Origin of the sequence: Eubacterium ramulus ATCC 29099 (assembly GCF_000469345.1) — a bacterium.
Lineage (GTDB): Bacteria > Bacillota > Clostridia > Lachnospirales > Lachnospiraceae > Eubacterium_I > Eubacterium_I ramulus.
On sequence record NZ_KI271135.1, the window covers coordinates 104,404 to 128,102 of the forward strand.

General features: G+C 45.1%; 18 protein-coding genes. 5 read left to right on the forward strand and 13 right to left on the reverse strand.

Features of this window, described 5'->3' with window-relative positions:
* Positions 1 to 1,128: 3-dehydroquinate synthase (gene aroB, locus HMPREF0373_RS09815; RefSeq protein WP_081695252.1), on the reverse strand; the 1,128-nt coding region annotated here is incomplete at its 3' end.
* Positions 1,129 to 1,406: 278 nt separating this feature from the next.
* Here aroB and HMPREF0373_RS09820 point away from each other — a divergent pair.
* Together HMPREF0373_RS09820 and HMPREF0373_RS09825 are read left to right on the forward strand one after the other, a co-directional pair.
* Positions 1,407 to 2,279, forward strand: coding sequence for a deoxyribonuclease IV (locus HMPREF0373_RS09820; protein WP_044963776.1), 873 nt, complete (start codon positions 1,407 to 1,409; stop codon positions 2,277 to 2,279).
* Entirely contained in the window at positions 2,276 to 3,169 is an 894-nt protein-coding gene (locus HMPREF0373_RS09825) for a LysR family transcriptional regulator (protein ID WP_021739556.1), read from the forward strand. The genes HMPREF0373_RS09820 and HMPREF0373_RS09825 overlap by 4 nt, the downstream gene beginning before the upstream one ends.
* Before the next feature lie 190 nt (positions 3,170 to 3,359).
* Here HMPREF0373_RS09825 and HMPREF0373_RS09830 read toward each other — a convergent pair whose 3' ends face one another.
* Positions 3,360 to 4,244, reverse strand: a complete 885-nt coding sequence (locus tag HMPREF0373_RS09830) for a hypothetical protein (protein ID WP_021739557.1) — start codon at positions 4,242 to 4,244, stop codon at positions 3,360 to 3,362.
* A 69-nt stretch (positions 4,245 to 4,313) separates the two neighbouring features.
* Complete coding sequence (locus HMPREF0373_RS09835) at positions 4,314 to 5,672, reverse strand: citrate/2-methylcitrate synthase (RefSeq protein ID WP_021739558.1); 1,359 nt, start codon at positions 5,670 to 5,672, stop codon at positions 4,314 to 4,316.
* A 296-nt stretch (positions 5,673 to 5,968) separates the two neighbouring features.
* Between HMPREF0373_RS09835 and HMPREF0373_RS09840 the strand changes: the two genes are divergently transcribed.
* Entirely contained in the window at positions 5,969 to 6,403 is a 435-nt protein-coding gene (locus HMPREF0373_RS09840; protein ID WP_021739559.1) for a helix-turn-helix domain-containing protein, read from the forward strand.
* Between the two features lie 81 nt (positions 6,404 to 6,484).
* Here HMPREF0373_RS09840 and lon read toward each other — a convergent pair whose 3' ends face one another.
* From lon to HMPREF0373_RS09875, 7 genes are all read right to left on the reverse strand, one after another.
* Complete coding sequence (gene lon / locus HMPREF0373_RS09845; RefSeq protein ID WP_021739560.1) at positions 6,485 to 8,755, reverse strand: endopeptidase La; 2,271 nt, start codon at positions 8,753 to 8,755, stop codon at positions 6,485 to 6,487.
* 173 nt (positions 8,756 to 8,928) lie between these two features.
* Positions 8,929 to 9,891, reverse strand: coding sequence for a TIM barrel protein (locus HMPREF0373_RS09850; RefSeq protein WP_021739561.1), 963 nt, complete (start codon positions 9,889 to 9,891; stop codon positions 8,929 to 8,931).
* 63 nt (positions 9,892 to 9,954) lie between these two features.
* Entirely contained in the window at positions 9,955 to 12,702 is a 2,748-nt protein-coding gene (locus tag HMPREF0373_RS09855; protein WP_044963780.1) for a translation factor GTPase family protein, read from the reverse strand.
* Between the two features lie 110 nt (positions 12,703 to 12,812).
* A complete protein-coding gene (locus tag HMPREF0373_RS09860) occupies positions 12,813 to 14,297 on the reverse strand; it encodes an AAA family ATPase (protein ID WP_021739563.1) in 1,485 nt (494 codons plus the stop codon).
* A 121-nt stretch (positions 14,298 to 14,418) separates the two neighbouring features.
* Positions 14,419 to 14,967 (reverse strand): beta-class carbonic anhydrase, encoded by a 549-nt coding sequence (locus HMPREF0373_RS09865; RefSeq protein WP_022035385.1) that lies wholly within the window; start codon positions 14,965 to 14,967, stop codon positions 14,419 to 14,421.
* 81 nt (positions 14,968 to 15,048) lie between these two features.
* Positions 15,049 to 16,647: an MBL fold metallo-hydrolase RNA specificity domain-containing protein gene (locus HMPREF0373_RS09870; protein ID WP_021739565.1), complete on the reverse strand. Its 1,599-nt coding sequence runs from the start codon at positions 16,645 to 16,647 to the stop codon at positions 15,049 to 15,051.
* Positions 16,648 to 16,670: 23 nt separating this feature from the next.
* Entirely contained in the window at positions 16,671 to 17,987 is a 1,317-nt protein-coding gene (locus HMPREF0373_RS09875; RefSeq protein ID WP_022035383.1) for an ATP-binding protein, read from the reverse strand.
* A 217-nt stretch (positions 17,988 to 18,204) separates the two neighbouring features.
* Between HMPREF0373_RS09875 and HMPREF0373_RS09880 the strand changes: the two genes are divergently transcribed.
* Both HMPREF0373_RS09880 and HMPREF0373_RS09885 read left to right on the forward strand, forming a co-directional pair.
* On the forward strand, positions 18,205 to 19,380 hold the full coding sequence (locus tag HMPREF0373_RS09880) for a 5-bromo-4-chloroindolyl phosphate hydrolysis family protein (protein WP_021739567.1): 1,176 nt from the start codon (positions 18,205 to 18,207) through the stop codon (positions 19,378 to 19,380).
* 45 nt (positions 19,381 to 19,425) lie between these two features.
* Complete coding sequence (locus HMPREF0373_RS09885; RefSeq protein ID WP_021739568.1) at positions 19,426 to 20,583, forward strand: toxic anion resistance protein; 1,158 nt, start codon at positions 19,426 to 19,428, stop codon at positions 20,581 to 20,583.
* A gap of 83 nt (positions 20,584 to 20,666) precedes the next feature.
* Here the strand turns inward: HMPREF0373_RS09885 and HMPREF0373_RS09890 are convergent, their stop codons facing one another.
* The 3 genes from HMPREF0373_RS09890 to HMPREF0373_RS09900 all read right to left on the reverse strand — a co-directional run.
* On the reverse strand, positions 20,667 to 21,986 hold the full coding sequence (locus tag HMPREF0373_RS09890) for a sensor histidine kinase (protein ID WP_021739569.1): 1,320 nt from the start codon (positions 21,984 to 21,986) through the stop codon (positions 20,667 to 20,669).
* Positions 21,987 to 22,063: 77 nt separating this feature from the next.
* Positions 22,064 to 22,741: a response regulator transcription factor gene (locus HMPREF0373_RS09895; RefSeq protein WP_204987662.1), complete on the reverse strand. Its 678-nt coding sequence runs from the start codon at positions 22,739 to 22,741 to the stop codon at positions 22,064 to 22,066.
* A 475-nt stretch (positions 22,742 to 23,216) separates the two neighbouring features.
* A partial coding sequence (locus HMPREF0373_RS09900; RefSeq protein WP_021739571.1) for an electron transfer flavoprotein subunit alpha/FixB family protein occupies positions 23,217 to 23,699 on the reverse strand: 483 nt, incomplete at its 5' end.

Genomic DNA, 23,699 nt, shown 5'->3' on the forward strand with positions numbered 1-23,699 from the left:
TGCAGAAGTGGGAGTCTTCTCGACTGAGATAATCTCCCGGGCAGTTTCTTCTGAAACCGGTGTTGCATATACATTTTCACCAAAACATACAATTTCGCCAATCCCATTCTGCACTACGAAACGCAGTTTTCCATCCCGGACCTTCTTATCGGTATAAAGCTTTTTCACCAGTTTTTCCCGGTCTATGTACAACGGAATCTCTGTCGGAAGTTTTGCACGTTTGAGCAATGCGATCACCCGCTCTGCCTGCGCATCTGTCATATAGCCCATCTTCTGGGACAGACGCACTTCTGCTGCCAGTCCGATCGCGACTGCCTCACCATGCAGCAGACGATATTCGCTAACGGTCTCCACCGCGCGTCCCACCGTATGTCCGAGATTTAAAACTTCCCGCAGGCCGGTTTCACGCTCATCCTTCATTACTACATGATATTTGATGCTGCAGTTTTTCTCAGCGATATGCTCACATGCAGTCTGATCCAATGCAAGAATTTCCTCCATATGTGCTTCCAGATATTCAAAAAATTCCGCATCTGCCAGACACGCGTGCTTGATAGTTTCTGCCAGCCCGCTGTAAATCTCACGTTCAGGCAATGTCTTCCATGTGTCCAGATCCAGATATACTTTCTGCGGCTGGTTGATCAGTCCGATCAGATTCGTTGCCAGCGGTGTATCGACAGCTGTCTTGCCGCCCACAGATGCATCTGCTGCCGCCAGAAGACTGGTAGCATAATTAATAAATGGTACACCTCTGCCGTAAGTTCCTGCAACAAATCCTGCCAGATCTGTAACTACGCCACCGCCAACAGCCAGAATGCAGCAGTCTCTGCGATAACCTTTTTCCAGCATTGCATCCTCCAGCATCGCCTTTGTCTGCCGCGTCTTGCTCTTTTCCCCAGCCGGGAAGATAAACACATCCGTCTGGAATCCTTCTTCTGCCAGCTTTTGTTCCAGTGGTCGTGCATACAAAGGTTCCACATTGCTGTCTGTAATAATTGCAAATTTATGAACCTTTCCTGCCAGCCCGTGTTTCAGATCGGCTGCAACCTGATCCACCAGTCCATGTCCGATTTCGATCTCATAAGAATCATCCACAACTCGTTTTAATTCTACCTCAAATTTCGGCATCCCTTTTTCGTCCTCTCTCTGTCTTTCCCTCTGTCTTTGTCCTGTAAAATCGAACCGGTTCCCCAGATGTTCCTGTATTTTTATCATCAGAAAATACTGCTATCCGGACTTTTTCCACAGATTCACAGATGTACTTTTTATTGTAACCAATTTTTTCTCATTTGCCAAGGTCAAAAGTGCTTCATTGTCGCTCAAACAGCAAAGTTTTTGCTAGGAAAATTTCTCATTTTATACTATACTTGATACATATGCAACGAACGAAAAAAGAGGAAAACGATATGTTAAAAATAGGTTCACACGTCAGCATGTCCGGAAAAGACATGTTTTTAAATTCTGTAAAGGAAGCTGCAGGCTACGGTGCAAACACTTTTATGCTTTACACCGGTGCGCCGCAGAATACCAGGCGTAAGCCAGTGGAAGAACTGAATATTGAAGCTGGCTGGGAGGCCATGCACCACTATGGAATGGATAGTTTTGTAGTACATGCACCTTACATCATCAATCTTGCAAACACCGTAAAGCCGGAAACGTTTGAGCTGGCAGTCAATTTTCTTACTTTGGAAGTACAACGTACCGCCGCCATGAAAAGCAAAATCCTGATTCTGCATCCGGGTGCCCATGTAGGAGCCGGTGTAGAAGCAGGAACAGCGCAGATCATCCGGGGACTGAACGAAGTTCTGGATGCATCCGCAGATACAGACTGCTGCATCGCGCTGGAAACCATGGCCGGAAAGGGATCGGAAATTGGCCGCAGTTTTGAAGAACTGGCTGCTATCTACGACGGTGTCTCACACCCGGAACGGCTGCGTGTCTGCTTTGACACCTGTCACACCCATGATGCCGGTTATGATATCGTACACAATTTTGATTCTGTCATAGAAGAATTTGACCGGATTCTCGGAAAAGATCAGATTGCTGTCTTTCATATGAATGACAGCAAAAATCCATGTGGAGCCCACAAGGACCGTCATGCCAACATCGGTCAGGGAGAGATTGGCTTTGATGCACTGTACAATATCGTGCATCACCCGGACTTTGCAGAGGTTCCGAAAATTCTGGAAACACCATATCTGCCGGATCCGGACAATCCAAAGAAAACCCTGCCACTTTATAAAGAAGAAATTGCAATGCTTCGCGGAGGAACAATATGACCATCTTTCAGATTCAATGTTTTTTAAATGTAGCTGAATACCTGAATTTTACAGAGGCTGCCAATCATTTGTTTGTAGCCCAGTCTTCTTTAAGCAGAAATGTCTCAAACCTGGAGGAAGAGCTGGGTATGAAATTATTTGTGCGCACAAAAAAATATGTCCGTCTCACTTCCAGCGGTGCCATTCTCTACGAAGAATTTTCCAAACTGATGAAACTCGGGGAAGCTGCCGTACAGAAAGCACGCAACGCAGAACTTGGAGAAAACGGTTCCATTGTCCTTGGTGTCATTGAAACCCAGCGTTCCGAGAACTTTCTGCCCCATGCCCTGCATCTTCTCCGGGAAAATCATCCGAATATCCGCATCGACATTATCAGTGGCAATTTTCATGAACTGCGGGAATCCATGCTCAACGGCCGTATTGACATTGCCCTGACTCTGGATTTTGATATCGTGGACTATCCGGCAGATGACATCATCTATCAGGTATTTTTCGAATCATCTCCGAAATGCGTCATCTCCCGCTCACACCCGCTGGCGCAGCAGAATAACCTGCATTTTGATCGTCTGAGTACAGAAACGATGATCGCTATTGATCCATCCATCTCCCGAGGGGCTTATAACAATATTGTACAATTTTGTGAGCGGCACGGCTTCACACCGGCTCACACCATTTATGCAACTTCCATCCAGAATCTTCTTCTGAAAGTGGAAGCCGGACTCGGTTTCTCAGTACTGGATGAAAACTGCATCTCCAATTCCAATACAGCAGTACTTTCGCTGCCTTTCTATAAGACAGATCCGCTCCATCTCGTCGCTGTATGGAAAAAAGATAATCTGAATCCGGTCATTCCACTGTTCACGAATTATCTGTTGCCGCAGGAAACATAATCCCCGGAAATAGCAAACAATTTTTCTTTACTGCACGAAAAAAGAGTCCATATGGAATCTGAGCCGGGCGTCATTAACCCGCATGATTCCGTATGGACTCTTTTACGAATGTCACCGGCATTCTTGCTGCGAGATGCACGTCATGCAATGTATGACATATTCTTCTGTACATCTCTGCCAGTCTGCTGCCTTAGTTTGCTCCGTCTGAAGTGCCAACTTCTTTCTGGAGTGCCAGTATATCTTGTATTTCCTCCGGCGATATATGGGTATACTCACTCAATTCCCGGATGGATGGATCCTGTGCATTTTCTTTTGCCAGATATTTGCGTGCCTCATGCAGCAGTGCTGCTTTTCCAAGTACCGCCTGCACCTGGTCGGTATCTCCGGTCACCTCGCGGATATGTGCCTCAAATCCTGCGATGACCTGTCCTTCCAGATACTTGTCTACTTCCGGTGCACTGCCAAGCTCCGGCAATGCGCCGAGTGCCATCCATAGTGCCATATTTCCTTCCTGGATCAGATCTTCCATATTCACCGGTACATCATCATACATACCAGCCATATGGATCACACGCATCAGCCAGCCATCCACTATGGCATTGACTACACTCTGATCTCCCTTCAGAACTGCAGTATACAATTCCAGCATTTTTGCTTCATCTGCCTCACCGCGTTCTCTGACATCGTTCAGGTACATTTTATAATATACAGAATCGGAAAGCTGCTCCACATCCTTTGGCTGCGGTGCATCCTCTTCCTCCTCTTCTATGGTATCTTTTGCCCCCCTGTCAGCGCCAATCTGAATCCCGGATGCAGAGTCTGTGTCCGAGTACACCTCAATGGTCTCTACCTCAGGTTCTTCCTCTTCTGCGGCCTTATCGCACTCCGGCTGCCGGGCCGCCTTTGCCTCCGGCGGCAGATTCAGATACTCGTAAACCATTTTTTCCTGTTCCTCTGAAAGTTCCATCCCCTCAAAGTAACGGTGTACTTCCTCCGGTTTGATTTTTTCACTGGATGTGGCAGCAATCTCAGCCACTTCATGTAACGTCTCCAGAAAGAGATTTTTATCTATCATTTATTTTGCAAACTCCTTTGTGATATTTTTCAGCAGCAAACGGAAAAATAAGTCTCCGCTTCGTATATCTTAACGTTCATCCATCGGCACGTAATCCCGCTCCACCATAATACTCTTATAAGCCGGACGGATAATCTTATCAGCGTTTACCAGTTCCTCAATGCGGTGTGCACTCCAGCCGACGATTCTTGCCATGGCAAAGATCGGCGTATATAACTCCAGCGGAATATCCAACATACTGTACACAAATCCACTGTAAAAGTCCACATTTGCACTTACACCTTTGTAAATCTTGCGTTTATCAGCAATTACTTCCGGTGCAAGACGTTCGATCATGGAATACAATGCAAAATCTTTGTGACGGCCTTTCTCAATGGCAAGTGCTTCTACAAAATGCTTGAATACCCGCGCTCTCGGATCAGACAGAGAGTAAACGGCATGACCCATTCCATAGATCAGGCCTTTCCGGTCAAATGCCTGTTTATCCAATAATTTTCCAAGATATTCTTTTACTTCTTCCTCATCTTCCCAATCAGAAACTTCTTTGCGCAGATCTGCCATCATTTCCACTACTTTGATATTGGCACCGCCATGTTTCGGACCTTTCAGGGAAGAAAGTGCCGCAGCAATAACCGAATAAGTGTCGGATCCTGCAGAAGTTACTACACGGGTAGTAAACGTAGAATTATTTCCACCGCCATGCTCCATATGAAGCACCAGTGCAGCATCCAGTACCTGTGCTTCTAGTTCTGTATATTTCTTATCCGGCCGCAGCATAAGCAGAATATTTTCTGCTGTAGACAGATCTGGCTGTGGACGATGGATATAAAGACTTTCATCACAGACATAATGATTATAAGCATGGTATCCATAAACTGCAAGCATCGGCATTTCACTGATCAGTTTCATACACTGCATCAGTACGTTCTGCAGGGAGGTATCACGGATATCATCATCATAAGATGCCAGTGTCAGTACACTTCTGGTCAGGGAATTCATCAGATCTGCACTCGGTGCTTTCATAATGACATCTCTCGTAAAATTTGTCGGCAGATGCCGTGCTGTTGCCAGCACCTCACAGAAGTTGTGCAGCTGTTCCCCGGAAGGGAGTTCACCAAACAACAGTAAATAGGCAACCTCTTCAAATCCGCAGCGTTTTCCCTCAAATCCTTTGACCAGATCAATCACATTATATCCGCGGTACCACAGATTTCCATCGCAGGGGATTTTCTGTCCGTTTTCCATCCGGAAAGCTTCAATCTTAGAAATACTCGTTAATCCGGCGACTACACCGTTTCCATTTTTATCGCGTAAGCCACGCAAAACACCGTTTGCATCAAACATCTCTGCCGTAATCTTATCGGTCACCTGGCAACGCTCTGCATACTCTTTGGAAAATGATTCTAGCATTTTTTCATTGTACATCATTGTATCCTCCTTTTTCGCCGGAATTGTTCTATTTCTTTGATAGAAATGATCCTATATTTTAACTCCAATTCACACATATTCTAGCACTCATGTTACCTGTTTGCTAATTTTTTGTCAAATAAAAAAAATATAAACAGTCCGATTCTGTATATGTTATACATTAAAATGAGTAATAGTTCTATACGAATGTACGCTATTTTATTCCTTCAAAACTGAGTAATATATGTATATAAATGACAGGTATCCAGCGATAACATACAGTCATCATTTCGGACATAACTTCAGGAGGGTTTATCATGGATGTATTAAAACGTATTGACGAGATTATGAGAAAACAACACTTAAATGATTATCAGCTTTCCAAATTGTCCGGTCTGTCTACTTCTACCATATCCAATATGAGGAAGCGAAATACCATTCCATCCATTGCCACACTGGAATATATCTGCGATTCTTTTGATATGACATTATCGCAGTTCTTTGTGGACGAAGGCACACTTCTGTATCCGGTAAATGATACCCAGAAAGATTTTCTTGATTATTTCATTTTGCTGACAGAAGAACAGCAACAACTTGTACTGGAAGTCGTGAAAAATATGCAGGCGAATTATCATGAAAAAATAGATCGCCAGAAAGAAAAACTCGAACAGCGCAAAATTGCTGCCTCCCAGATGGATACGAAAAATCATTTTGAAAGTGTTACAGCAGAAGAAAACGGTATTGCCGAATAGTCTGCATAAATAAAAAAGAGGAAATCGATTTTCACGCAGGATGTTTTATCCTGTGATTATTGATTTCCTCTTTTTTTGTTATCAGATCAGATTTGTTTTCTGTAATACTTCTTCTATCCGTTTTACCGGAATGATCGTCAGATCTTCTTTCACCTCATCTGCAACATCTTCCAGATCCTCCCTGTTTTCATACGGAATAAAAACGGTCCGGATGCCTGCCCGCTGTGCAGCCATCAGTTTTTCCGGCAATCCGCCGATTGGCATCACACCGCCACGCAAAGATACTTCACCTGTCATGGCATACTCCGGTGAAATTCCTTTTTCTTTCAGCATGGATGTCAACGCTGTCACAATGGTAATTCCGGCAGATGGACCATCTTTTGGCACAGCGCCTGCCGGCACATGGATATGTATATCCGACTGATTCAAAATTTCTGCTTCCTCCGGGAACATGGATTTAACCAGAGTCAATGCAATCTGCACGGACTCCTTCATCACATCCCCCAACTGACCGGTAATCTGAACTTTCCCTTCCCCTTTTGTTCTGGATGTTTCGATAAACAGGATTTCTCCGCCCGCACTGGTCCATGCCAGTCCGGTCACGACACCCGCCTGCGGTTCCTGCATCCGTACATCATGGTGGATCTTCTTGCGTCCCAGAAATTCTTTCAGTCGTTTCACACCTACGGAAATGCTCTTTTGTTCCCCTTTTACCAGTTTCACAGCTGCCTGACGGCACAGTGTCTCCATCTGTTTTTTCAGTCCACGGACACCGGATTCCATCGTATACTCATTGATAATCTCCCGCATGGCATCATCCGTCACCTTCAGGTTTTGCTTCTTCAACCCCATGACAGACATAGCATTTGGCAGCAGATATTTCTTCGCAATCTCGAATTTTTCCACTGCCGTGTATCCCGGAAATGAGATCACTTCCATACGATTTAACAACGGCTCCGGAATCGTATCCACTGAATTTGCGGTACAGATAAAAAGCACATCTGACAGGTCATACGGCACGTTCATATAATGATCCGTAAAACTGAAATTCTGCTCCGGATCCAGCACTTCGAGCAGTGCACTGGCCGGATCCCCATTATAATCATGCGAAAGTTTATCCACTTCGTCCAGCACCATCACCGGATTTGAACTTCCGCTGCGCTTCATACCTTCCATGATCCGCCCCGGCATGGCTCCGATATAGGTTCTCCGATGACCACGGATTTCTGCCTCATCACGGACACCACCCAGACTGATCCGGACATATTCCCGGTTTAACGCTTTTGCAATGCTCTGACAGATACTGGTCTTACCCGTTCCCGGTGCACCTACAAACAACAGAATGGAACCGGACTGCTTTTTGTTCAGTGCCATAACGGCAATCTGCTCCACAATACGCTCTTTCACTTTTTTCAGTCCATAGTGCTGTTCATCCAGGATCTGTTCTGCTTTATTCAGATCAATCTCTTCCGGCGCCGCCTTCTTCCAATACAGAGATGTCATAAAATCCAGATAGTCATAAAGTAAACCATACTCATGGCTGTCCTTGCCCTCCTGCTTCATCCGGTTTAAAACCTTCTGGGCCTCCCGCAATGCTTCCTCATTCATACCGGATTCTTCAATCTTCTTCTCAAATTTCCGCACATCAGATATATTTTCCGGATGCATCTCATCCAGCTGCTGCTGCAGAAAATCAATCTGTTTCTTCAGTGCTGATTCACGGTATACACGCTCATGGGTCTCCTTCTGTGCACTCTCTGCCTCATTACTGACATGAGCCATCTCGATAAATTCATAAACTGCTTTCTGCATCAGCCCGACTCTTTCTCGCTCCGAATCAGTCTCCATAATCTCATATTTTTCTTCTGCTGACAGATTCAGATACCCGGAAATCGCACACACAATCTCCGTCATCGTATTCCAGTGCTGTATGAAAGCCCGTGCCCAGACGCCCCACGGAAAACCGTTGACAAACTGTACCAGACTGTCCTTTGTCTCTTTATAAATTGCTTTTTCTTCCTCCTCCGGAAGATCTGTACATTCAGAGCAGATGGCTGCATCTGCCATAAACTCACCGTTCTGCAGTTCCACATCGGAAATTTCCACGCGATCGTGTATACGGATACTCAGATTCCCATCATCATCAATATTTTCAACCGTTCCGACCAGACCTTTGTTTTGAAAATCATCCATCGTCAGATCTTCCCGGCGTTTTTCTGATTTCTGAATTAAAAACAGAATTTCCTCTCCTTTTTCTACTTTTTCCACCTGCATCCGGTCCAGAATATCTTTTTTAAAATAAAAGGTCACTCCCGGCAGGAGCAGTAAATCATATACAGGCAAAACTAACATACTATCGCCTCCCTTTTTGTTAGCAAACTATCTTATTGAGTGCTAATTATAGCACACTCTGTCAGCAATGTGAAGTATTTTGATAGGAAAAAAGGAAATCTGTGTACTCATACAGGCTGAAACGCCTTGCATCGAGGAACAGATTTCCTTTTTATTTACACTTCTACTATTAATCAACGCTCGTGTAGTGCCTGGCGCTGCTGCCGCAGCAATTCCATATGTTCTTCCCGGTTATTTGATATAAATTCATAAGTCAGATAGTCCGGATCAATCCGCTTAATAAGCTCTCGCACCCCTGCGCAGGTAAAGGGTTTATGCTGATCCATCCGGAATACGCAGGTATAGATTTTCTCCATCCGTTCGTTATAATCCTCAGACAGTTCCGGCAGATTTTCCATCAGCTGTTTCCGGTATGCTCCGGTCAGTGACTGGTTCAGATGAATGCCCCGGATGCGATCACACAGCTCACCGTGCTGATCCAGACACCGGTGGATATATGAGACCGCCTCCTCCTGGGAGTTCAGCTCCAGATCCGTATGCATCAGATGACCGGTGTCCAGCATAAATCCTGTTTTCGGATAATGAATTCCTTCCAGCAGCCGTCTGGTCATCTCCGGCCGGGTAAACGTCAGTCCCGGATGCCACAGGTTTTCCAGCAGCAGCCAGGGACCTTCTGCTGTCGCCGGCAATGCCTGGTTGATCAGTTCACAGGCCGCATCGATGACTTCCTCATCCGTATGTGCATATTCCCCGGTCAGACATTCCATGCAGGTAACATCAGAAATGTGGTATACCGCATACTCTGCCTGATGAAGCAGCGCACGGTTCCAATCCTGCAAAAATGCGTCCACCAGTGCCTGGCGGTCTGTTCCACCAAAATTTTCGTATACCTGTTTTTCGGATCCATATTCCCGGATACACCGTTCCATATCTCCATTCCAGAAATCAAGCCAGTGATACGGACAGCGCATATGTATGCCAATCACCTTTTCTTCCGGAATAATAGGACTGATATCATCCCCGTAATCCATCAGTTCCACACCATCAAAGCCCTCCAGCGCTGTTGCAAAATCTTCCACAGACGTATAACGCTCCAGATCCCATTTCATACTTGTTATATTAAACTGTGTTTTCATCCTCTCCCAATCCTCCCATACCTCAGGGATGCTCTCGCATTTTTTGTTTTTAAAGACTGTTTTTCACTCTTCCGATTTTTTCTGTGCCTCCAGCAGTTCTCCGATCAGACGATTCTTCGCACTCGTCTGTTCCAGATAACTCTCCCGCAGCTGCTTGCCGGACAGTTCCATCTCTGTGTGTAAATCCCGCGCAGACAGCAACCGGCAGCCTTCCCCCCGGATGATGATCTGTTCCAGCCCATCGGAAGTTGCCACTGTCACCTGATACTTCGATGCGTTCGTATGTGCAAATTTTTCAATATATTGATCTGCTGTCTCTGCTTCTTTTGTAAATACCACATGAATGTTATGATAATCCGAGCATTCTGTCTGATGTCCCGCCACACGGTAAGCATCAAAGACTGCGATGACTTCCATCTGTTTCATTCCCTGATAATTACATAACTTATCCAGCAGAACACCTCTGGCTGCATCCATATTTTCCCGGGCAAGTTCCTTCAGCTCATCCCATGCAAAAATGATATTATATCCATCCACCAGCAGATATTCCTGCTTCCTGGACTGTGGCGTAAAGCTCCTCGTTACCGATTCACTGCGGCTTTCCACTCTGCGGCGGCGCACCACACCGTTCCTTCTGGTCCGCGCTCCACTGTTTGCATAAAATGTTTTTTCCAGAATGGCATCTACCTCATCCACCCCGATCCATTCATCCATCACACTGTGGGTGGCTCGCTCCGGCAGTTCTTCACGGACTGCTGTCTCCGGCTGCCAGCCTTCCACATGCATATGTTTCTTTACTTCGTTCCATGGAACATGAAAACCTGCTCCGTGGGCACAGAATACAGAACCGGAAGGATTGGCCGTGTCATGCTCCGCATCATATCCGATGGCAGCAATGACTTCTTCTGCATTATGGCAGGGTGCATAGCCTGCCGGTGTCAGGAAGATCCGTCCGAATCCTTTCGTATAGGCCGCCACTTCTTTCGGATAATTCTGTATTTCACTAACCGGTGCTTTGCCGATGAGCACAGAAAATCCATGTTCTTTCGGTGCCAGTTCAAAGGTTCCACTCATTTTTTCCACATCCGTCATCGCCCTGCCGATCATCTCCTCCGGGATTTCCATCCGGAACTCATAATATGGTTCCAGCAGTACGGACTCTGCTTCCATCAGACCCTGGCGGATGGCCCGGTACGTCGCCTGCCGGAAATCCCCACCCTCGGTATGTTTCTGATGCGCACGCCCGGCGATCAGTGTCAGCTTCATATCCGTGATCACAGATCCTGTCAGTATCCCGCGGTGCTCCCGCTCCATCAGATGCGTCAGAATCAGACGCTGCCAGTTTTTATCCAGCAGTTCCTCCCTGCAGTCTGCTGCAAATACCAGTCCGCTGCCTGCAGGGAGCGGTTCCAACAGCAGATGTACCTCTGCATAATGGCGCAGTGGTTCAAAATGTCCGACTCCCTCCACGGTATTTGCAATGGTTTCTTTATATACAATATGGGAACTGCCAAAAGTCACATCCACACCAAAACGCTCTGCGATCACACTTTGCAGGATCTCAGTCTGGATCTCGCCCATGATCTGTGCCTGGATTTCCTGCAGCTGCTCATCCCATATGATGTGAAGCTCCGGTTGTTCCTCCTCCAGCTGTTTCAGTTTCGGAAGCATCACCGCCGGATCACAGCCCTCCGGCAGACACACCTGACAGGTCAGCACCGGTTCCAAAATTGGTGGTAGCGTCTCTGCTGCTTCCCCAAGTCCCTGTCCAGGATAGGTCTCCTGTAAGCCTGTCACGGCACAAACTTCTCCCGCCTCTGCTTCCTGACGAACTTCATATTTTTCACCGGAATAGATACGGATCTGATTTACTTTTTCCAAAGTCTCATCTTCCCCTTCCGTCTTTGTACAGAGAAGATCTTTGACTTTCAGTGTGCCTCCGGTAACTTTCAAATGGGTCAGACGGTTTCCCTGCTCATCCCGTGAAATCTTATATACTTTCGCGGAAAACTCCGGCGGATACTGTACCGGTTCCGTCCACTCTGCAAATCCATCCATGAACGCCTCAATCCCCTGCATTTTCAATGCAGAACCAAAATAGCAGGGAAATACCAGCCGGTCTGTGATCATATCCCGAATCTGTTTCTTCGGAATACTTCCGGTTTCCAGATACGTTTCCAGTGCCTCCTCCTGACAGGTAGCAAGCTCCTCATACCAGAATTCCATAGCCTCGGTATCCGGTATCAGAGAATCTGATCTGCCCACATATTCCCCCTGTTCTATCCTATCATGAGCCGATTTTCCGTTTTCCATATACTGCGCATGGGAAAAATCAATGCATCCCTCAGAAAGCCTGCTTTTTAACTCTGCCATCAGCGCTTCCTTGTTGGCACCGGGCTGATCCATTTTATTGATAAAAAGGAACGTCGGAATCTCATACTGTTGCAGCAGACTCCACAATGTCTGTGTATGTCCCTGCACACCGTCTGCCCCGCTGATCAGCAGTACCGCGTAATCCAGCACCTGAAGCACCCGCTCCATCTCTGCGGAAAAATCCACATGTCCCGGCGTGTCCAGCAAAGTCAGCTCCATTCCCTGCCAGGTCAGCTCCGCCTGTTTGGAAAAAATTGTAATTCCCCGGTCACGTTCCCTCGCATCTGTATCCAGAAACGCATCTTTTGTATCTACTTTTCCAAGTTTCCGAATTGTCCCGGAAGCATACAAAAGAGCCTCTGACAGCGTGGTTTTTCCTGAATCCACATGCGCCATCAGTCCGGTACAGATGTGTCTGTTTCTATTATTTTCTGTCATAGTGTTTTCCTCATATCATAAGCCGGTATCCGTTCTCAGACTCCTACTTACCAAAAAGACATGGACAGAATCATTGCTTTCGCAAAATCTATCCATGTCTAGTTGAAACCTTACTCCAGCAAATCTTCCACTGCTGCTGCGTCGAAAGTGACCGATGCCACATGATTTACCTCAATCTGATACAATGCATTGGCAGCGATATGCTCTGCTGCCTGCTCCAGATCACGGATACCGGTAGTGTTTTCATATTTTCTCACAACTACATCCAGACCTTCCGGTGTAACGATACATTCCTGCTCGCTCATGCCCATACGTTTTAATACTTTCGGCAATGAAAAACGTGAGAAAATCGTCTTTTTCTCTTCCGGTGTATAATCCGGAATCTCGATTACTGCAAAACGGGACATCAGCGGTGCACTGATACGGTCTTTGTCATTGGCCGTAGCGATCGGATATACACCGACGGTCGGAACCATGCACTCCATGTAATTATCGGTAAATCCCAGGTTATCCAGCAGTGTCAGCAGGACATCTGCAGGATTTCCGTTCCCCTTTCCGTTGGATGCCTTGTCAAGCTCGTTGATAATAAATACCAGTCCGGACTCACCTGCTGCGGAAAATGCTTCCATAATGATACCCGGTTTTGCATTGGCATAGACACGGGAGCTTCCGGTCAGCTGCTCCGGATCATGAATGGAACTCATATCCAGTGTGGTCCACGGCAGTTTCAGGATACGTGCTACCGCATAGGCGATCTGGGATTTTCCGGTTCCGGCAGGTCCGATCAGAAGAAGACCATACGCTGGCAGCGTGTGCGTACGGTTAATCTGGATAATGGTCTCAATGATACGCTGTTTTACACGCTCCATACCATATAATTCCTCATCCAGAATCCGACGTGCCTCCTCCGGATCAATTGCTTCAAAATAATTACTCTTCCAGCGAATGTTCATCATAATGGACAACGCACGCTGTGCATGCCGGCGCTCCTCCGCGGATACTTCATGGGAACGGGCCACCGCCAGGTTCCGGCGGGCCCACAGACGAATATTATCCGGCAGGGTTCGTCCTGCGCAGTTCATAAAATCTGTAATACTCTGCAGACTGGTCAGCTTCATGCTGTCGCCTTCTTCTTCCTGCTCTTCCTCATCATTCGCCTCTGTCGGTGCATTGCTTGCAAACAGACGCTCCATCATAAACTGCAAAAATCCATCTTCTGCAGATAATTTCGTACCGCCGCCGAACGCAATCTCACGGATTTTATATACCGCATAGCCATCCGGTCGGTTCACACCAGACAGACGCACAGTGATGTGATTTTCTCCCAGCCAGCGGAGCAGACTGACAAAACGAGCATCCATCTGTAAAATATCCGCACTGACTTTGCCATCTTCCTCCTCGAATTCAAAGGATGTACGTTTTACCGGGTTGGTAAACACACCACAGGAATGATGTTTCCACTGGCGGCTCTGGTTGTCCAGTAACAGAATCGGTGATTCTGCTGTGGCTTCAGATGCATTCGAAAACAACATTGTATATGTACATTCTCCATGAGAATTTTTATCCGGTTTATTATTAAAATCAAATACAGGCATGAAATTTCTCCTTTTGTCTCATTTTGCATTCTCAGAATTTTTCCAAAAAAACTCTCCAAATGCAGATTTCTTTATTCCTAACAGTATAACACTGCTTCCGATATAAGAAAAGACAAAACCGCTACTCCACGGAAACTTTTGTCAGTTCTCCGGTCACGGAATCCATGATAAAACCACGGATCATGATATCCTTTGGCATCAACGGATGTTTCTGAAGTGCAAGGATAGTATCCTTCACTGACTGTTCCACACAGTCGAATCCGCCCAGCCATTTTTCCAGATTAATCCCACTGCTGCGGATAATGTCAATATGCTCCTGGGAAATTCCTCTGTGCGTCAGTTCCTCCAGCAGCTTTCCGCCGTCCATGCCCTGCACGCCGCAGTCCGTATGTCCGATAACCATAACCTCTTCCACGCCAAGTTCAATGATGGCAACCAGAAGACTGCGGACCACACTTCCGTATGGATGCGTGATCACGCCGCCGGCGTTTTTAATGATCTTCGCATCACCGTTTTTCAGGCCGAGTGCCGCCGGGAGCAGCTCGATCAGCCGGGTATCCATACAGGTCAGGATTGCAAGTTTCTTGTCCGGATACTTACTGGTCAGATACGGCTCATACGCTTTATTCTCCACAAATTTTTTATTGTACTCCATAATTTCATTAATCATTGCTATCCTCCTCATTTAAACAACGATACATAAAAACAGAACTACTCAGCATGTTTCTGAATAGTTCTATTTTAACAATTATTATCTGTCCCACTTATCACACAGTGCATTGATCTGATCTGCAAATTTCGCCATATCTTTGTTTGCGATTTCTTTGTTCTTGTGGATCACTGCGATCAGGCGCTGACCTGCTGCCAGCAGTCTCTCAAATACTGTATTGCCGGATTTCTTCGTCCTACGTTTTTCGGCCAGTTTGCGGCTGCCCTGAACCACACACAGATTCTGCTGCAGATCATAGATATCACCACTGTAAGGCGCCACTGCATCCACACCGACCACTTCTTTTAAATGTGCCGCAAAATTATCCGTCACCTGATCCTGCCCATGTACGACAAAAATCCGTTTCGGTTTCTGCTTCATGCCCTGCACCCATGCTGTCAGATGATCCTTATCTGCATGACCGCTGATACCCGGCAAATTCAGGATTTCTGCATTGACATGTACCGTCTCCCCGAAAAGTTTTACTTCTTTTGCACCATTCAGCAACTGGTAGCCAAGCGTACCCGGCACCTGATAGCCTACAAATACAATCGTACACTCTTCCCGCCAAAGGTTATGTTTCAAATGATGGCGGATACGGCCCGCCTCACACATACCGGACGCAGAAATGATTACCTTCGGTGTCTTGATAAAGTTAATACTTCTGGATTCGTCACTGGAAACGGTCGTCTTCAGGCCTGGAAAACCAATGGGATTCACACCGTTTTTGATCATTTCCAGATCCTTTTCCCGGAAACACTCCAGCACATTTTTATTGAAAATATTCGTTGCCTCGATAGCAAGTGGACTATCTACATATACTTCAAAATTCTGGAAAGAAGATAACATCTGATTTTGTTTGATTTTTCTCAGGTAATACAGCATCTCCTGCGTTCGACCTACAGAAAACGCCGGAATCACCACATTTCCGCCTCTGGCAAAGGTTACTGCCAGCACGCGGGCAAGTTCAGATGCATAATCTGGCGGAACCTCATGATTTCTGTCTCCATAGGTCGACTCCATGATCAGATAATCCGCAGATTCCGGAATTTCCGGATCTCGGATCAGGGCACGGTTGCCATTTCCGATATCACCGGAGAAGATCAGCTTACACTCATTCTCCTCTTCCTTAGCCCACATCTCGATAAAGGAGGATCCAAGCAGATGCCCTGCATCCCGGAAACATACCGTCAATTCATCACACACATGCACTTTTTTGTCATAATCACATGGCACAAAATAATTCAGAACACCCTGAGCATCATTCATACTATACATTGGAACTACTTCCGGCTGTCCGGCTCTTCGGGCTTTCCGGTTTCTCCAGTCTGCCTCAAATTCCTGAATGTGTGCACTGTCTTTCAACATGATATTACAAAGCTGTGTTGTTGCATTTGTGGCAAAAATCTGTCCACGGAATCCTCTTGCATACAACAGCGGCAGCAATCCTGAATGATCAATGTGTGCATGTGTCACAAACACATAATCAATGGCTGCCGCGTTCACCGGAATATCCTGGTTCTCATAGATATCGGCCCCCTGCTCCATACCACAGTCCACCAGAATATGTTTTTCCCCGATTTTCAGATAATGACAACTTCCTGTTACTTCGTGCGCTGCACCAATAAATTCAATTCTCATAGAAAAACCCCCTTCTATACATATTATTTTTCGTTATCCTCTTTGCCCTGCAGATAATAGATAAACTGCTGCGCCGTTCTTCCGGAAATACCTCCATGACTCAGTTCCCATTTATTTGCTTCCGCTTTCAGCTCATCCTCAGACATCTTAATTCCGGATTTTGCTGCCAGATGGATTACGATATCAAAATACTCTTTCTGGCTCGGTTTGGAGTAATTGATGGTAACACCAAAACGGTTGACCAGAGACAGTTTCTCCTGCATGGTATCAGAACGATGCATACCTTCATCCTGCTGTACATCGTTGCGGTCGCTCCATGTCTCCCGGATCAGATGACGTCGGTTGGATGTCGCATAGATCAGAATATTATCCGGTTTCGTCTCCACACCGCCTTCGATGACTGCTTTCAGGAATTTGTATTCAATCTCAAACTCCTCGAAAGAAAGATCATCCATATAAATAATGAACTTATAATTTCTGTTTTTCACCGCTGCAATGACGTTAGACAGATCCTTGAACTGATGCTTGTAAATCTCGATCATACGCAGGCCCTGGTCATAAAACTCATTGACAATGGCTTTGATACTGGTTGATTTACCGGTACCACTGTCACCAAAGAGCAATACATTGTTTGCTTTTTTGCCTTCCACAAAAGCACGGGTATTGTCCACCAGTTTCTTTTTCTGGATTTCATAACCAACCAGATCAGACAGCATAACTTTGTCCATATTGTTGATCGGTAAAAATACAAGTTTGCTGTCGGTACGATCCTGTATACGGAACGCTTTGTTCAGACCAAACATGCCAACACCGTAATCTCTGTAAAATTCGGTTACCGCTGTAAAAAATCCTTCCACATCTCTGGCCTGTTCCATACGGCTGCTCAATGCCTGCACTTTCTCGCTGACGTTTTTATTGTACATCAGCTCTTTTTTCTCAATTGCACGATAATTGGAAATCTGTGTGAAACAGTCAATACCAAGAGATTTCTCAATTTCAGAAAAATCATACTCAAACAGATTTTTGATGGCAGAAAAATCATTTCTGGCAAAATGATTAACGCTTCCGTCATTGGCACCAATTTTTTCACAGGTGATACTGAACGGATTTTCATTTGTAATAAGGAAATACGCCAGATAATTGTGCCAGAGATTTTTATCAAAGCCAAAATCGGTTGCCACCGTCAGCAGACGTTTGATCTGTGTATAGACTTTGCGGATCAGTACCGCATTGCTCTGGGTACCTTCCTCAAATTCCCGGAAAATCTCGCCCATCTGATATAAAATACAATCCTCGTCTATATCTCCATACATAATTAATTTTGCAATATCTCTGTACATACTGAAACCTCCTGTACTTTGTACTTCTTTCTTATTCCTTCTGCAGGAAGTCATCTCACATCTGATATTTCCGGCTGTTGGAACTGTTTATGCTTTTTTTATAGTTTATACCCTTTTTTCCACTTTGCCAATAGTTGTATTTTTCTTTCTGATAAGGTATCATAGAAACCATGAAACTGTCGTTTTTTCAAATAAAACATCAAAGGAGTAAACATATATGTCAGACACAAACTGGAATGACGTTGGCGATAAGATCAAAGATGCCGTAGATTCCGCCATCTCTACCGGAGATTTTTCCAATCTGAGCCGTTCCATCGGCGATGTCATCAACGATACGATCGACAATGTCAAAGGTTCTGTAAAAACTGCCGCACAGCAAAATAAAAAAACATACAGTGCAAACCCATATTATAAAACAATACACACAGAATCGGCACCGGATCAGCCACAGCCTCCGGCACTGTACAACAAACGTCCCGGCGGTCAGGCAGGTGCTATCATCAGTATGGCACTGGGCTATTCCGTGGGTATTTTTACACTGGCCGGTGTGATCTCATTTATAGCACTCAGTGCAGCCGTTTCCCATATGTTTCTGGTTCCCCTTATCATTTTCGGTGTACTTGCAGCCGGTGGTTTTTGCCTTGGTACCAGGGGCACCAAAAAAATTCGTCTGCTGAACCGTTATCGAAGCTATGTACGCCAGATTGATCATCGCCTCAGCATTCCAATCCAGCAGCTGGCAGACCGCGCACATAAATCTGTGTCTTTTGTCGCAAAGGATCTGCAGAACATGATCGATCAGCGGCTTTTTTACGAAGCACATGTGGATACGCAGGACAATTACTTCCTGCTTTCCGATCAGGCTTATGAGGACTACCGCAGCGCACGTCTGGAATATTACGAACAGAAAAAAATCATAGAAAAGGAACAGGAAAAACACAAAGTATCTGATGAATGCCAGAAGTTGATCGACGAAGGTCAGTCCTATATCCGTCATATCCGGGAATGCAATGACGACATTCCGGGAGAAGAAATTTCCCGCAAGCTGGACAAAATGGAACAGCTGGTGCAGCGGATTTTTGATGAGGTACGGATTCATCCGGAAGTTGCACCGGATCTGCAAAAAATGATGGATTATTATCTGCCAACTACATCCAAACTGCTGGACGCCTACCGGGAACTTGACAAACAGCCTGTTGCCGGCGATAACATCCGCAGCACAAAGGCAGAGATCGAACAGACGGTTGATACCTTGAATGTTGCATTCGAAAAACTGCTGGACAGTCTTTTTGTCGACCGTGCCTGGGATATTTCTTCGGATATTTCCGTACTGAACACCATGCTGGCACAGGAAGGTCTGAAAGAGGACGATTTCACACTTAACAACAAATAGCATTTCCTGCCATTTAAAATCATTATTTAAGGAGAATAAATTACTATGGACAATGAATTCAAAGATTTTACAGCCACACCAACACTGACGTTCGATGTGGCACCGGAAACAAAAGAAGCACCTGCACCAGCTGCTTCTTCTGAGCTCGCTGAGCAGGCCGCAGATCCGGCATTCAGTGAAAACAACCTCACACCGGAAGAACTTCAGATGGTCAATGAGTTTTCTCAGAAAATCGATCTTCACAATTCCCAGGCAATCCTGCAATATGGTGTTGGAACACAGAAAAAAATGGCTGATTTTTCTGAAGCAGCGCTGAATAATGTCCGCACAAAAGATCTGGGAGAAGTCGGAAATATGCTCTCCTCACTGGTTATTGATCTGAAGAGCTTTGATGTCACAGAACAGGACAAAGGATTTAAAGGATTATTCAAAAAATCTTCCAACAAGATTACTTCCATGAAAGCAAAATATGACAAAGCAGAAGTAAATGTCAACAACGTATGCACTGCCCTGGAAAATCATCAGGTCACACTCATGAAAGATATTGCCCTGTTGGACAAAATGTATGCAGTCAATCTGACCTATTTCAAAGAACTTTCCATGTATATTCTTGCCGGCAAGAAGAAATTGGAAGAAGTAAGAAACGGTGAACTTGCTGCTGCAGTTGCCAAGGCGAATGCATCCAATCTGCCGGAAGATGCGCAGGCTGCCAAAGATCTGCAGTCCATGTGTGACCGCTTTGAAAAGAAAATCCACGATCTGGAACTGACACGAATGATCTCCATTCAAACTGCGCCACAGATTCGTATGGTACAGAATAATGATACACTGATGGCAGAGAAGATCCAATCCACCATCGTTAATACGATTCCACTCTGGAAAAGCCAGATGGTACTTGCGCTTGGCATTGAACACTCTGCACAGGCTGCCAAAGCACAGCGTGAAGTAACAGACATGACCAACGAACTGTTACGCAAAAATGCAGATATCCTGAAAACAGCTACCATCGATACTGCCAAAGAATCTGAGCGCGGTATTGTGGATCTTGAGACACTGAAACATACGAATGAATCTCTGATCAGTACCTTCGACGAAGTACTAAAGATCCAGACCGAAGGTCGTGAAAAACGCCGCAACGCAGAAGCTGAAATGCAGCGTATGGAAGATGAACTGAAAAAGAAACTGCTTGAAATCCGTAATTAAATTCTTGCTAAAAAAACTCCAATGCAGGCACGATAGATTTCCTATCTTCGCCCCGCCTTGGAGTTTTTCCATCTTTGTTCTATTTATGCGTTAAACAAAATTTTTATTTCCGTTCCTTTTCCAAGTTCACTTTCAATCTTCAGCTCTGCTTTATGCATCACCGCAATATGTTTTACAATCGCAAGTCCCAATCCGGTTCCACCGGTCTGTTTGGATCTGCTCTTATCGACACGATAAAAACGTTCAAAGATACGCTCCTGATCTTCTTTCGATACGCCGATTCCGGTATCTTTTACAGACACAAACGGATGCTGGGCTTCCTCGCCGATCGTAACATTGACAGAACCGCCTACGCGATTGTAACGAATAGCATTATCACACAGATTGTAAATCAGCTCATCCATCATCCGGCGATTTGCCTGGACAACCTCACTTCTACCTTTCACGCGAACAACTACCTGATGCTTATTGGCTTGCATTTCCAGCATATCCTGACAATTCAATGCCATCTCATACAAATCCACCGGTTCTGTATCCACGCACTCTTCTACGGAATCTAACTGCGACAGGCGCAGAATATCATTGATCAATGTCAGAAGACGCTGAGAACTTTTATGGATTTCTCCGGCAAAACGCACAGTATCTTCCCCTTGTGCAATTCCAGACTCAATCAGTTCCGCATATCCGGAAATGGATGTCAGCGGTGTCTTCAATTCATGAGACACGTTAGCCGTAAATTCCTGTCGCATCTTTGAATTTCGTTTTAATTCCCGATGCTGCTGATTGATGGTTTCGATAAACGGCTGAATCTCCGGATATGTCTGCATTTCACTTACTTTTTCCACATCTACCGCCAGCATTTCGATGGGTTCAATAAACCGCTTTGTCATAATATGTCCTAAAATCAGACACAACACAAAAATCCCGGCAAAAATAGCGATTCCCTCCGGAATCAGATAGACACTCAGCTTTGCTACATATGGAATATCCCTGGATACACGGATAATGCAGCCATTATCCAGTTTTTCCGCATAATAAAAGGAAAGTGTTCCTATCGTATTAGAACGTCTTGTTGCTTTTCCTTCCCCATTTTTTAATGCCTGCTGAACCTCCGGGCGCTCCATATGATTTTCCATCTTGCTGGCATTTCCTTTGCTCTCATAGAGCACACTTCCATCTTTGCTAATCAGGGTGATACGCAACCCATCCGCATTTGCATCATAATTTTGTTCCAGTGTATCTACAATATAATCCGAGCTTGCCAGCACATGGACATCCGTCTGAAGATCCTGGAAAATCTGCTTCTGCAACATCATGAAATATGCCCAGAACGTCAGTCCTATCGTCAATATAATCGCCAGTGCTGCAATTCCAACTAAATTTTTATGAATTTTCTTTCTCATACTTTCTGCCTCGTAAAAAAGATTCTTACCTTCTGCTTCACGACCCGGAGCAATAAAGGTCTTACTTTTATGGATTTTTAATCTCTGATATGATTTAAACTATATCCTACATTTCGAACAGTCTGAATCAATTTTCCGGACGGACCAAGTTTCTGACGCAGTGTCTTAATATGCATATCCAATGTACGGGATTCTCCAGTAAAATCCATGCCCCAGATTTCCTCCATCAAACGGTCTCTGGTCAGTACAATCCCTTCATTCATAATGAGATACTTCAGCAATTCATATTCTTTGTAGGTCAGATCACATTTTCCCTGCGCAGTATGCACTTCATGCTTACTGTCATTCAGAATAATGTCCTCAAACTCATACTCTTCTTTTTTCTGGATAGAAGCACTTCTTCGCAGTAATGCTTTCACCCTGGAAATCAGCTCCATCACACCGAACGGTTTGCTCAGATAATCATCAGCACCAAGATCCAGACCTTTTACCTTGTCCAGCTCTGTTGTTTTTGCAGTTACCATGATCACCGGCACCAATACTGTTTTGTGATTTAAACGAAGTTTTTTCAAAATCTGAAGACCATCTTCATCCGGCAGCATAATATCCAGCAGCACCAGATCCGGAATTTGCTCATCCAATGCCGCATAAAAATCCTTTGCATATTCAAATCCCCGCACCTCATAGCCGGAATTTTTTAAAGCAAAGCTTTCAATCTCCTGAATATTCTTATCATCTTCCACAATATAAATCATCATATCTTCCCACCTCATCTACTTCTATTCGCTGACCAAAATCACCCATCAAGTTTCACGTGCGTTCGACTTGAAGTTTCTTCTTATCGCAACCACCTGACAGTTTTACTGTCTGACAGCTCTAACTATCTTATTTTATCTAACATTATAAAGACAGTCCGTAAAATGAAATCATATTCTAAGTAAATTCTATGTAAAAAAATTTACATACATTATACCATGCATCTTGTTTCGAGTGGTTTAAAATTTAACGCAATATTGAGGAGGGTCTGAGTTTATTTTTCCTCGGTGTAGCGGCATAGCGATTAAAGCGATATAAAATTTAATGTCATAAAAAAGTGGCACTTATCATTTTACATCGTAGATAAAGAAAACGTGGTATTTTTCCTCCGTAAGCGATTGTTAGCTACGGAGGTAAAATACCACGTTTTCGATTTATACACTAAAGTTTAAGCCACTGCACAAACTTTAAATTTTACTTAGCTGCCAGAGCTTTTTTGATCTCCTCAGTAAGAAGCGGAACGATCTTGTTCAGATCTCCAACGATACCGTAATCAGCTACGTCAAAGATCGGAGCATCTTCGTCTTTGTTTACTGCGATGATCAGGTCAGACTCTTCCATACCGGCTACGTGCTGGATGGCTCCGGAAATACCGATTGCAAAGTAAACCTGTGGACGAACTGTCTTACCTGTCTGTCCTACCTGCAGATCCTGCGGTTTCCAGCCTGCATCTACAACTGCACGGGAGCAGGATACAGTACCGCCAACAACCTCAGCCAGCTCCTCGAGCATTTTGAAGTTCTCCGGTGTTCCAACTCCACGGCCGCCGGATACAAGGATCTTAGCATCCTGGATGTCTACTACGTCAGCTACGTTCTTAACAATGTCAAGAATCTCTACGTATTTGTTATCCGGTGTGAAGCCTGGGTTGTACTCGATCACTTCCGGTTTTGCATC